Below are 11,674 nucleotides of genomic sequence, written 5' to 3'. Positions count from 1 at the left end.
GGATGCACCGTTTATACGCCAGCCAGAACGCGCGGCAAGGGCGGGCGCCTAAATACACGACTTATACAGGCGTGTATTTAGACCTTAACCCCTCGGCTTCGCGGTCCAGCCACAGCGCCAGAACCAGCAGCGGACCGTTACGGATTTCGCCGTTGCGCACCATCTCCAGCAAAGCCTGGCGCGAGATCAGATGCGAGCGGATATCCTCATCCTCGTCTTCAAGCCCGCCGATTCCCGTGATGCCATCGGGCAGATCGGCAATGCCGATATACAGATAGATGAATTCGGCAGTGGCCCCAGAGCTGGGATAATGATGCGGCCCGGCGATCAGATCGCGCAGCTCGACCCCCGCCTCTTCGCGCGCCTCGCGTCGCGCAGCATCCTGCGGATCCTCATCCTGATCAATACGCCCAGCCACGGCCTCGAAAAGCCAGGGCTGATGGTCACCGCGCGCAGCCGGGCCTGCGCGGAACTGATCGATCAGCAAGACCCGGTCACGGATCGGATCCCACGGCAAGACAACCGTTGCATCGCCCGAGACAAAGGCCGCGCGCAGCAATGGCTTGGACCAACCGCCCCCATAAAGGCGATGACGCAGGCTTAGCTCTTCGACGGCAAAGAAATTGGCATAGGCCTCGCGCCGCAACAGGATTTCGAAACGCTCGTCACCTTCGGGGCCAAGTTCGGCGCCCTGCCCCTTCTGAGAGGCGGTGTTTTGTGCCGCGCGCTGTTGGGCACCCACCCAATCCCCAATCCGTGGCCAACGCTGCCGGATCTGCGCGGGTGTATGCCCGGCCAACTGATCCAGCACCCAGATCGCAATCGCTGCGGCAAAATCCGCGGGCCATTGATCAGTTGAAAACAGCTGGGATGCGTCAGAGCCCGCGCCGTGATCTTGTAGGCCCAGCAGCTGTTGGCCACCCAGATAGGCAGGCTCAAGTCCGGTGATTTCTGCATAGCGGCGCAAGCGCGGCGTCCATTCGGTGGCAACGGCAGGAATTCTGGCCCCTTCATCCCCGTCGCTTTTGTTCTGAATGACTGGCCAGCCATCCAGATCAATCCCTGCCCGCGAGCCGCCCAACAGGCGTCCCGGAATGGTTTGCACATCGCCCTTGACCTGCAAGGCACGCAGCATGGCCGGATGGGCCAATGGTCCCACCAGCAAGATCATAGCTCTTCTCCCAGCTGAATAGCGCCCGACATCATCCCGGTTTCATAGGCGATTCGGGTAAACATTCCATCAAAGGCCAGACTAAGCACATCGGCCAGCTCTTGCCCCTCATCCGAGGCCACAAAATGGATGACCTCATCTAAACTGCGATCGTCGAGCGGGCTATAGGCCAGATAGAGCAAGGCCTGAACCCATTCCTGAATATCTGCGCGAATCGCTGGCTCTTCTTGCCAAGCATCCGCGGTTGTATCGATCGGTCCAAGATCTTCTTGCAGGGCGGCCGCAAACCCACGATTGACAGCCATCATCGCATTCAGGCTGCCTGCGACATTGATATCCACCACGTTTGAGGCCGACATCAGGCGATCAATCATCGCCAGCCGTGCAGTGCCGTTGGTGTTGGCGTCAGCAGCGGCGGCGATTGCGGCCTCTTTTCCCTCTGGATCAACCATCGCCCTGCGCGCGGACAGCTCGAGCTGGACAAGCTGACGGCCCAAGTTGCTTTGGTAAAACAACAGCGCCTTGCGCAATTGGGTGGGATCACGGTCGATCAGCGCGTTTTCCAGCCCGTCGCGCATCAGTTGCTGCAAATGCTCAGAGCGGTTGATGCGCGCGATCCCTTGGCGCCAGCTTTCTTGTTGTTCGGGCGTCAGCCCCTCGGCGCCATCGCCTGCGCTGATCACCGCCTCTTGCGACATGACCTCGACCACCTCATCCAAAGAAAGAAGTCGGCGAATTTCCAGCGCAAGGATCTGATCGCTTTGGCTAATAGCGGGCTGGGTGATCTCTTCGGCGCCAACGACGATCCCCCCTGAAAGCGCGAGCAGCGTCGATATCAGCACGGCTTTTGCGACTTTCTTCATGCGGGAGGCCCTTTCTTTTCGCTTTTCATGATTTTCTGGCTGAACCCCTCTTGCGCTTCAACCCCCACCCAGCTAAATGCCCCTCACCACACCAAGAAAAGCGCGGAGAGGTGCCGGAGTGGTCGAACGGGGCGGTCTCGAAAACCGTTGAGCCTGCAAGGGTTCCGTGGGTTCGAATCCCACCCTCTCCGCCACTTTAAATCAGGCAACGGTTTGATTTAAATAAAAACCTATCATCAAAACAATCATAGATAGGCGTCAGCACCCCCTGACATCCTTTCGCCATATCCCAGTCATCTATCTTGCGTTCGCAGATTTGTTGGGCTGCTTCTCAGCGCATCTCAAATACTTGTGTTAAAGGTGCCAGATGACAGTTGGGCGGCAGTGTTTCGGCGCACTGGATTTGTGCGAAACGAAACCTTCGTGCCCGATGCGGCGAGGCCGACGCTCATATCCAGCCCCCGCACATCGATCCGCAACACAGTGAAACCGCGTTAGACTTTGCCAAGGTGAATACGCGCCTGAGCTGGGCCAGATGATCACCCCGGCTCGCGATGCTTAGCGGACAGTTGGAAAAGAAGAATTGGCGACCCCGGGACGACTCGAACGCCCAACAACCTGATTAGAAGTCAGGTGCTCTATCCAGTTGAGCTACGGGGCCGTGCACCAGATGATAGCCACCCAGAAAGAGGCGCACAAGGCCTGCCTCTTTCCTACCATGTTGTTTACTTTTGCTTTTCATCAGCAAAGCCAAAGCGTCAAACAGGGCGTGCTATCTGGCAATTATGCAGAAGCTCGGGTGGGAATTCCCATATTTTCCGGGCTTTGTCGATAGCCAATAACGTGGGCTTGGCCGACAGCCCGCTGAGAAAGGCCTGACCCCGGCAAAGGGTAAAAGCAAGACCAGCTTCGCAGTTAAGAGCCGGGATCGTTACGCGCCGCTTGGCCGACCCTGCCACCCTGTTCTAAAAAAGTTTTCCATATCCTGCCAGTCTGATGCCGACAGCAGCTTTTGGGAGATGAGGCATCAACGCCCTTCCCTGCCAAGGAAAAGCTCACTGCGATAGATGATGGCACCGGGCAGCTCGCCCCTCACCCCAGCAAAGACTTTGCCGGACTGGACGGATCGAAACCCAAGGCCTTTAAATTGCATGTCATGCGCCAGCGCGGCGTAAAACTGGGCGGCGCGGCCTTAGGCCAAAGACAGGGTCATGAACAGGCTGTTGGGATCTTCGTCATAGCCCTCAAACGGGGGGCATTCGATAAATCCCGCGCGCTCATACAGCCTGCGTGCGGCGATAAAGGTCGGCTGGATGCCGGTTTCAAGGCTCAGCCGGGCAAAGCCCTGAGCGCGGGCATAAGCGATCAGCCCCTCAAGCATTTGCCGCGAAAGGCCACGACCGCGATCTTCACTCAGGACATGCATCGATTTGATCTCACCATGAGATGGAGAGAGCCGCTTGACCGCCCCCATGGCGACCGGGCGCCCTTCATCACGCAGAACGAAAAAGCCGATAGCGGGGTCGTCCAAGGTCTCGCGGGGCATCATATGGATCGATTCTGGCGGGGTATCGGCATGCATATCAGCGGTGTGGCGCTCGAAAAGGAGGGCCAGATCTTGAGCCATGGGCGTTTCCCGGCTCAGGGTCGCTTGCTGTTTCATTGCTGCCATAGTCTTGCTCCGCCGTTGTGCCTGCCTTGCCCGGAACCAAGACCGGGTTCGACGCGGTTTCCCAGAATTGGCCGTCGGTGTCGAGGGGGAAGGCAGCCGCGACCGCGCGCCTTTACACAGGGCCTATATCACGGGCAAGCTGTGTTCATTCCGGCCGCTGGTGGCCGCCCCTAGTGCAGTTGAACATCATGACATCGACGCTGACGCTTGACGATATCCGCAACCTAGATGCGAAAGATCCGCTGGCGCGGTTCCGCCAAGAGTTCATCCTGCCCGAGGGCCTGATTTATTTCGACGGCAACTCACTTGGCCCCGCCCCCAAGGCGGCGCTGGCGGCGATCGATCAAGCCGCGCATCAGGAATGGGCGCAGGATCTGATCCGCAGCTGGAATGACGCAGGCTGGTTCCAGCTGCCGATGGAACTGGGCGAGATGATCGCCCCTCTGATCGGTGCTGCCCCAGGTCAGACGGTCGTCAGCGACAGCACGTCGGTCAATATTTTCAAGACGCTGAGTGCGGCCATTTCGCTGCGGCCCGATCGCAAGACCGTCCTTGCCGAGGCCTCTAGCTTTCCGACCGATCTTTACATCGCACAGGGGCTTGTGGCCTCGCAGCCGGGCATGAAGCTTGCGCTTGAAGGGGTCGACGCCGAAAGGATCGAGGACCTTTTGTCCGATGATGTTGCCGTCGTCTTGCTGAACCATGTCGATTATCGCAGCGGCGCATTGCGCGACATGGCGGCACTGACGCGGCGCATCCACGCTGCCGGGGCGCTGGTGATTTGGGATCTCTGCCACAGCGCCGGGGCTTTGCCGATCCTGCTGGATCAGGCACAGGCCGATTTCGCGGTTGGCTGCACCTATAAATATCTCAATGGCGGGCCGGGCGCTGCGGGCTTTATCTACGCCGCAACCCGCCATCTGGATGCGCTGCGCCAGCCGCTTTCGGGCTGGTGGGGCCATGCCCGCCCCTTTGCCTTTGAACGGCAATATGAAGGGGGCAAGGGCATTGCAAAATTCCTATGCGGCTCGCAGGCGATCTTGTCGCTGCGCGCGCTGAAAGGCGCATTGGCGGTCTGGCAAAATGTCGATCTGGCGATGCTTCGCGCCAAAAGCCTAAGCCTCACCGATCTTTTCATCGCGCGCATCAAGGCGCGCTGCGGCCAAAGCGGCCTGAGGCTGGAAACGCCGCGCGATCACGCCTTGCGCGGCTCTCAGATCGCTTTGTCACACCCACATGCCTATCCGATCATGCAAGCCTTGATCGCACGCCAGGTTATCGGAGATTTTCGCGCCCCGGACGTGATGCGTTTTGGCTTTACGCCACTTTATCTGAGCCATGAAGACGTCTGGAACGCGGTCGAAACCCTGGCCGAGATCCTTGAAACCGGGGAATGGCAAGACCCGCGGTTTTCGGTCCGCGCAGCTGTCACCTGAAACTTTTGACCGACGCGGCCCGGATCTGCGCGCGCTCAGCGCGCGCGATCGCCCAAGGTTTCGCTTAGCCTTTCGCAGGCCACCGCGCTGATCAGCTGGGCAAAAGCCTCCATCATGCGGGTCATCGAGGTGGTCCTGCGCCAAAATATGCCGATGTGGCGGCAAATGGTCGGATCAGAGAACGACACCAGAACCGGATTTTGCCCGCTTGCCTGCCCAGACCCTGCGGCAAGTGCGGGTAAGAGCGTGATCCCCACCCCTGCCACCACCATCTGGCGCAGTGTTTCAAGGCTGGTCCCCTGAAATCCCGATCGCTCGACCGCGCCTGAAAGCCTGCAGACATCCAATGCCTGATCGCGCAGGCAATGGCCCTCTTCCAGCAACATCAGGCTTTGATCCGAAAGCGCCTCGGCGCCAACTTGCGCCTGTCCCGCCAGCTTGTGACCCGGCGGCACCGCCAGCAAAAAGGGCTCTTTGAACAGGTTGCGGCCGGTCAAATGCGGATCTTGCACAGGCAGCGCCAGCAACGCGGCATCGATCTGGCCATCGACCAACCGCCTGATCAGAACCTCACTTTTCTCTTCGGAAAGCAACAGCTCGACCTCGGGGAATTCGGCAACCAGCCGCGGCACGAGATGGGGCAGCAAATATGGCCCAAGCGTCGGAAATACCCCCAGACGCAGACGGGTCGAGCCATGGGGGCTGTGACGGGCGGCCTCGTCGCGCATCTGGGCCACCTCGTCCAGAATGCGGCGGGCCCGCGCCAAGGCCTCCTGACCGGCAGCGGTCAAGATGACATTGCGGGGCGCGCGCTCGATCAAGGTCGCGCCCAGCTCTTCTTCCAGCTTGCGCAGCTGGGTCGACAAGGTGGGCTGGCTGACCCCGCAGATCTCGGCGGCACGGCGGAAGTTGCGTTGATCCGCCAAGGCCACAAGATATTCCAGCTCACGCAGGTTCATAGGCCGTTACGCCGCTTCTTCTTCGGGTGCCGAGATGCGGATCAGGTGATCAAAGGCCGCAAGCGAGGCCTTGGCACCCTCGCCCATGGCGATCACGATCTGCTTGTAAGGCGTCGTCGTGCAGTCGCCTGCCGCAAAGACGCCCGCCAGCGAGGTCGCGCCATAGGCATCAACCTTGATCTCGCCGCGCGGGCTTAGATCCAGCGTCCCCTTCAGCCAATCGGTATTGGGCATCAGGCCAATCTGGACAAAGATCCCCTCCAGCGTCAGCTCACGGATGTCATTGCTGCTGCGGTCCTCATAGACCAGCCCGGTAACACGACGGCCATCGCCCTTGACCTCGGTGGTTCTGGCCGAAGTGAGAATGGTGACGTTTTTCAAGCTGCGCAATTTGCGCTGCAAAACATCATCGGCACGCAGCTGGCTATCATATTCGATCAAGGTGACATGGGCCACCAGCCCGGCCAGATCAATCGCCGCCTCAACGCCCGAGTTGCCGCCGCCAACGACCGCAATTCTCTTGCCCTTGAACAAAGGCCCATCACAATGGGGGCAAAAGGCCACGCCTTTGTTCAGGTAATCTTCCTCGCCCGGAACGCCCAGTTTGCGCCAGCGCGCGCCGGTCGACAAAATGACCGCCCCCGCCGTCAAGGCCGCGCCCGATGCCATGGTGACACGAAAGCCCTCATCGACCCGCTCAAGCTTGGTTGCGCTCTGCAGGTTCATGATCTCGACATCATATTCCCGAACATGGGTCTCAAGTGCCATCGCCAGCTTCGGCCCCTCGGTATGGGGAACCGAGATGAAGTTCTCGATCGCCATCGTATCTAGAACCTGCCCGCCAAAACGCTCGGCGACAACGCCGGTGCGAATTCCCTTGCGGGCGGCATAAACGGCTGCAGCCGCACCTGCGGGACCGCCGCCAATGACCAGCACATCAAAAGGCGCCTGCGCATTGACCGCATCCGCGCTGCGATTGGCCGCCCCCGTGTCGATTTTGGCCAGGATCTCTTCTGCGCTCATGCGCCCCGAGGCAAATGGCTGACCATTCAAAAACACCGTGGGCACTGACATGATCTGACGCGCCTCGACTTCAGGCTGAAATAGCGCCCCATCGATCGCCACATGTTCAATCCCGGGATTGAGAACCGCCATCAGGTTCAGCGCCTGCACCACATCCGGGCAATTCTGACAGGATAACGAGAAATAGGTCTCGAATTTGAACGTGCCCTCCAGGCCGCGGATCTGATCAAGAACCGCCTGTTCAAGCTTGGGCGGATACCCCCCGACCTGCAACAGCGCCAGAACCAACGAGGTAAACTCATGCCCCATCGGCAGGCCAGCAAAGGTCAGGCTGATATCTTCCCCCGGCGAGGTCAGCGCAAAAGACGGCACCCGCGTGGCATCATCGCCCCGCGTCACGGTGATTTTGTCAGACAGCTCGCGGATCTGATCGAGCAGAGCCAGCATCTCGCGCGATTTGGCGCCATCATCTGCAAAAGCAGTGATCTCGACCGGGCGCGTCACCCGCTCCAGATAGGCCTTGAGCTGAGTCTTCAGATTGGCGTCAAGCATGTCGTCCTCACAATGTCGCAGGCATAAAGCCCCCCGGCCGGTGCCGGAGAGCCATTCTTCATCACTCAGATACCCGAATGGGTCGTGTGATCAGATCTTGCCGACCAGATCCAGCGAAGGCGCCAGGGTCTCTTCGCCTTCTTTCCATTTTGCCGGGCAAACCTCACCGGGATGCGCGCGGACATATTGTGCAGCTTTGATTTTGCGCACCAGATCAGTCGCGTCACGGCCAATGCCTTCGGCGGTGATTTCCATCGCCTGGATGATGCCATCCGGATCGACGATAAAGGTCGCGCGATCCGCAAGACCTTCGGCTTCACGCATGGCGTCAAAGTTGCGCGTGATGATGCCGACCGGGTCGCCGATCATTGCATATTGGATCTTGTTAATCGTCTCCGAGCTGTCATGCCAGGCCTTGTGGGTGAAATGCGTATCGGTCGAAACCGAGAACACTTCGACGCCCATTTTCTGCAATTCTTCGTAGTGATCTGCTACATCGCCCAGTTCGGTCGGGCAAACAAAGGTGAAGTCAGCCGGATAGAAGAAGAAGACCGCCCATTTGCCCTCAAGATCGGCGTTCGTCACTTCAATGAATTTGCCCTGCTTGAAAGCCTGAGCCTTGAACGGACGAATTTTCGTATTGATCAGAGCCATGATCGGATCCCTTTCTGATTGCGTTGGCACTCATCTAGGACGTCTGGGATTGATTGTAAAATAGATTGAATATGAATTTTTGATAGGTTTCATATATCGAAAATTCAGAGATCGTCGTGTGAATGAAAGACGTGACAGAAAAATATTAATCAATAATTTTGATTATATTCAATTAACTACGTCTATTTATTCATTTAACTTATCACACTTTACAGCCCTTTCAGCATAGAAAAACAAAATGGGCAGCGCATTGGTTTGCGCCGCCCATCCAAATTCTTTCTGCACTGCGTCAAAGGGTCGCGCAATCGCGCCCCTGCCGCACCCTCAAATCCATTTCGCCAAGGGCGGCAGGCTCATCAAAACGGCATTTGCATCATGGCCCGTGGCCAGGCCGAACTTCGTTCCGCGATCATAGACGAGGTTATATTCCGCATAAAGACCACGGTGAACTAGCTGGGCCTCGCGATCTTGCTGATCCCAGTCCGACTTGGATCGCGCTTCGGCCAGCGGCAGAAATGCGGGCAAGAATGCCTCACCGACCGCGCGGGTAAAGGCATAGTCCTTGCCCCAATCGCCGGTGTTCAGATCGTCATAAAAGATGCCGCCTACCCCGCGCGCGCGACCGCGATGGGGAATAAAGAAATAGTCGTCTGCCCAGCCCTTGAAACGGGCATAGTAATCCGGGTCATGGGGATCACAGGCCTCGCGCAGCACCTGATGGAAATGCGCAGTATCCTCGGCATATTCCAGGCAAGGGTTCAAGTCGCTGCCCCCACCAAACCACCAGGCCGAGGGGGTCCAGAACATGCGCGTATTCATATGAACCGCGGGCGCATGGGGGTTTTGCATATGTGCAACCAAGCTGATGCCACTTGCCCAAAACCGCGGATCCTCGGCCACACCCGGAACGCCACGTGCGGTCATTGCCGCCTGGGCTTCGGGTGCGAGAACGCCGTGGACCTCTGACCAGTTCACGCCAACCTTCTCAAAGACGCGACCGCCGCGCATGACGGACATCACGCCACCGCCACCATTATTGGGCCGGCTGGTCGGCGTCACCTCGAATTTCCCGGCAGGTGCCTCGCCCGTGGCACGTGCCTCAAGATCTTCAAAGGCTGCAACGATGCGGTCGCGCAGCTCATGAAACCAGCCTGCCGCCTCTTGGCGCTCATCTATCATGCTCATCGGTCCGTCTCCACGCATCTTGAATTGGTTGCTCAATAGAGCGACATTGAACAAGCGCCAACCATTATAGGTCACTCCCATGCCCCGCAACCTGCCGATCGCGATCTTGCCGTTACTGGTGCTGGCGGCCTGCGCAACACCGCAAGAGCAGTGCATTTCACGCAATACTTCCGAGTTTCGCGCGGTCTCGCGCCTGCTGGCAGAGGTCGAGGGCAATCTGGCGCGCGGCTACGCCTGGCAGGAACGCAACGTTGTCAGGACCGAATGGGATGACTGTCCGGCTGTGATGCGCAACAAAAATGGAGAAAGGGTGATTGTGGCGCGTCCCTGTCTGCGCGATGTCACCGACACCGAGCGCTACCGCGTACCGATCGACCCTGCGGCCGAAGCGCGCAAACGCGACAATCTGATTGCGCGTCGAAACGCATTGGCCAAACAGGCCAATGCCTCGGTCGCCGCCTGCCGTGCCGCCTATCCCGAGGAAAAGCACTAAGGGATAAAGTGGCCGATAATTCAGTTGGCTAGGCCATCATCTTAGAAAATGGACGGTGTCAGCCCATCTGCAAGGCTGCGCCCACCATCGACACGCAGGATCTGGCCGGTGATAAAGCCCGAGGCCTCACTGGCCAGAAACTGTGCCGCAGCGCCCAGTTCATCCGCGCCAGCAATCCGCCCCAGCGGCGTTGCCGCAATCAGCCGCTCGCGCAGTCCGGGTTCGGCACGAAGGCCCGTTTGCAAGACATCCGACATGATGCTGGCAAAAGCGATGGCATTCACGCGGATCTTTTTGGGCGCAAGCGCCATCGCCAAAGAGCGCGAGGCCTGCGCCTGCGCCGCACTTGCAATCGAATAGGCCAACATCTGCGGTTGGGGACGATCAGCAGCCAGCGAGGTGATGTTGACGATTGCGCCAGCCTGTACGGCCGGCGGGTCTAGCTCGGACTGGGCCGCCATGCGCTTGGCCACCATCTGCGACAGCTTCAGCGCAGAGCTCATATTGTCGCGCAACATATTGCCCAGCAATTCGTCATCGGGTGACATCGGATCGCAAAACTGCACATTGCGATGCGCATTGACCAAGATATCAACACGCTCATAGCTGTCGATCGTGGCGGAAACCAGATTGGCAAGCGTCAGCTTTTGTCCAAGATCCCCGGCAAAACCGCGAACCTGTCCCTGACCATACAGATCGGCACCCAGTTCGGCCTCTAGTGCGCTTTCATCACTGTCGGCAAAGACGACATTGGCACCCGCTTCGCGAAAATGGCGGGCGACGGCCAGGCCAATTCCCTTGCCTGCGCCGGTGACGATAGCGGTTTTGCCTTGGATCGACAGGTTCACTTGCGGCGTCCCTTTACGGCTGCACTTCCCCGTCCCGAGCCCGTGGCGACCAGCACTTTAAAGCGCGAATCCCCCCAAACCTCGGAGACATCGCCAAACGAGGCGCGCAGCGTGGCCTCGTAGGGCAAATGACGGTTTGCGACCATCCACAGTTTGCCCGCGCCCGTCAAAAGCCGGGCGGCAGATTGAATAAAGCCCACCCCCAAGGACGGGTCCGCGCGCCGACCCTGATGAAAGGGTGGGTTCATGACGACCGCGTTGACCGGCTCGGCCAGTTTGAAAGACAAGGCATCGGCCCAGTGAAACTGCGCACGCGGATCGGTGATATTGCGGCGTGCGCAATCAAGCGCATCGGCATCCGCCTCGACCAGATGCAGTGTTTCGACACCGGGCCGCGCCAGAATTTGCGCCGAAAGCCAGCCCCAACCTGCGCCAAGATCAACCACGCGCGTTGGCATACGCTCGGGCAATTGGGCGGCAAGGGCAACAGATGCCGGATCGGGACCATCTGCGGAAAAAACGCCGGGCATTGTAATCATGCCGGGGGCGACCTCGGTCGGGGCGGCGATCCAATCATCGGGGAACCAGCGCCCCTCAGGGATCGTCACGCGAAAGATCTTGCCATGGGCGCGCGAATGCACCTCGTCAATCGGCAACAGCGCACGCAACTCGCGCAGGATCGAATCGATCCCGTCGGTCTTGAGGCCATCAATCCAAAGCGTGGCACCGGCAGGCAACAGCTGGCTGGCTTGTGCCAAGCGCGCCCGTGCCAAGGCGCGCGCGCGCGGCATGACGACCAATGCCGCGTCAAAACGCCC

Annotated in this window: 11 protein-coding genes and 2 tRNA genes; 3 read left to right on the top strand and 10 right to left on the bottom strand. The window is 59.2% G+C overall.

Features of this window, described 5'->3' with window-relative positions:
* Positions 1 to 61 precede the first annotated feature (61 nt).
* The gene (locus RTS12_RS07490) at positions 62 to 1,171 is read right to left on the bottom strand and encodes an NUDIX domain-containing protein (protein ID WP_312527017.1); all 1,110 of its coding nucleotides are present in this window, start codon (positions 1,169 to 1,171) and stop codon (positions 62 to 64) included.
* Positions 1,168 to 2,034 carry a DUF2059 domain-containing protein gene (locus RTS12_RS07485; protein WP_312527015.1) on the bottom strand — a complete coding sequence of 289 codons (867 nt, stop codon included), beginning with the start codon at positions 2,032 to 2,034 and terminating at the stop codon, positions 1,168 to 1,170. The genes RTS12_RS07490 and RTS12_RS07485 overlap by 4 nt, the downstream gene beginning before the upstream one ends.
* Before the next feature lie 104 nt (positions 2,035 to 2,138).
* Here RTS12_RS07485 and RTS12_RS07480 point away from each other — a divergent pair.
* Positions 2,139 to 2,228 (top strand) — tRNA-Ser (locus RTS12_RS07480).
* A 390-nt stretch (positions 2,229 to 2,618) separates the two neighbouring features.
* Here RTS12_RS07480 and RTS12_RS07475 read toward each other — a convergent pair.
* Both RTS12_RS07475 and RTS12_RS07470 read right to left on the bottom strand, forming a co-directional pair.
* Positions 2,619 to 2,695 (bottom strand) — tRNA-Arg (locus RTS12_RS07475).
* A 531-nt stretch (positions 2,696 to 3,226) separates the two neighbouring features.
* Positions 3,227 to 3,661, bottom strand: coding sequence for a GNAT family N-acetyltransferase (locus tag RTS12_RS07470; protein ID WP_312527013.1), 435 nt, complete (start codon positions 3,659 to 3,661; stop codon positions 3,227 to 3,229).
* A gap of 218 nt (positions 3,662 to 3,879) precedes the next feature.
* Here RTS12_RS07470 and kynU point away from each other — a divergent pair, with 218 nt between their 5' ends.
* Positions 3,880 to 5,142, top strand: a complete 1,263-nt coding sequence (gene kynU / locus RTS12_RS07465) for a kynureninase (RefSeq protein ID WP_312527011.1) — start codon at positions 3,880 to 3,882, stop codon at positions 5,140 to 5,142.
* 35 nt (positions 5,143 to 5,177) lie between these two features.
* Here the strand turns inward: kynU and RTS12_RS07460 are convergent, their stop codons facing one another.
* From RTS12_RS07460 to hemF, 4 genes are all read right to left on the bottom strand, one after another.
* Positions 5,178 to 6,101, bottom strand: a complete 924-nt coding sequence (locus tag RTS12_RS07460; RefSeq protein WP_312527009.1) for a LysR substrate-binding domain-containing protein — start codon at positions 6,099 to 6,101, stop codon at positions 5,178 to 5,180.
* 6 nt (positions 6,102 to 6,107) lie between these two features.
* Positions 6,108 to 7,676: an alkyl hydroperoxide reductase subunit F gene (gene ahpF / locus RTS12_RS07455; protein ID WP_312527007.1), complete on the bottom strand. Its 1,569-nt coding sequence runs from the start codon at positions 7,674 to 7,676 to the stop codon at positions 6,108 to 6,110.
* Positions 7,677 to 7,766: 90 nt separating this feature from the next.
* A complete protein-coding gene (gene ahpC / locus RTS12_RS07450; RefSeq protein WP_312527005.1) occupies positions 7,767 to 8,330 on the bottom strand; it encodes an alkyl hydroperoxide reductase subunit C in 564 nt (187 codons plus the stop codon).
* 324 nt (positions 8,331 to 8,654) lie between these two features.
* Complete coding sequence (hemF, locus tag RTS12_RS07445; protein WP_312527002.1) at positions 8,655 to 9,515, bottom strand: oxygen-dependent coproporphyrinogen oxidase; 861 nt, start codon at positions 9,513 to 9,515, stop codon at positions 8,655 to 8,657.
* 79 nt (positions 9,516 to 9,594) lie between these two features.
* On the opposite strand from hemF, the gene RTS12_RS07440 reads away from it, so the two are divergent.
* The gene (locus RTS12_RS07440; protein ID WP_312527000.1) at positions 9,595 to 10,008 is read left to right on the top strand and encodes a hypothetical protein; all 414 of its coding nucleotides are present in this window, start codon (positions 9,595 to 9,597) and stop codon (positions 10,006 to 10,008) included.
* A 41-nt stretch (positions 10,009 to 10,049) separates the two neighbouring features.
* Here the strand turns inward: RTS12_RS07440 and RTS12_RS07435 are convergent, their stop codons facing one another.
* Together RTS12_RS07435 and RTS12_RS07430 are read right to left on the bottom strand one after the other, a co-directional pair.
* Entirely contained in the window at positions 10,050 to 10,856 is an 807-nt protein-coding gene (locus tag RTS12_RS07435) for an SDR family oxidoreductase (RefSeq protein WP_312526999.1), read from the bottom strand.
* Positions 10,853 to 11,674 (bottom strand): class I SAM-dependent methyltransferase (locus tag RTS12_RS07430; RefSeq protein WP_312526998.1); only part of this gene is annotated, 822 nt, incomplete at its 5' end. The genes RTS12_RS07435 and RTS12_RS07430, both read right to left, overlap by 4 nt.

Origin of the sequence: Paracoccus sp. (in: a-proteobacteria), assembly GCF_032007265.1 — a bacterium.
Lineage (GTDB): Bacteria > Pseudomonadota > Alphaproteobacteria > Rhodobacterales > Rhodobacteraceae > Paracoccus.
This window is presented reverse-complemented; position numbering and strand designations above follow the sequence as displayed.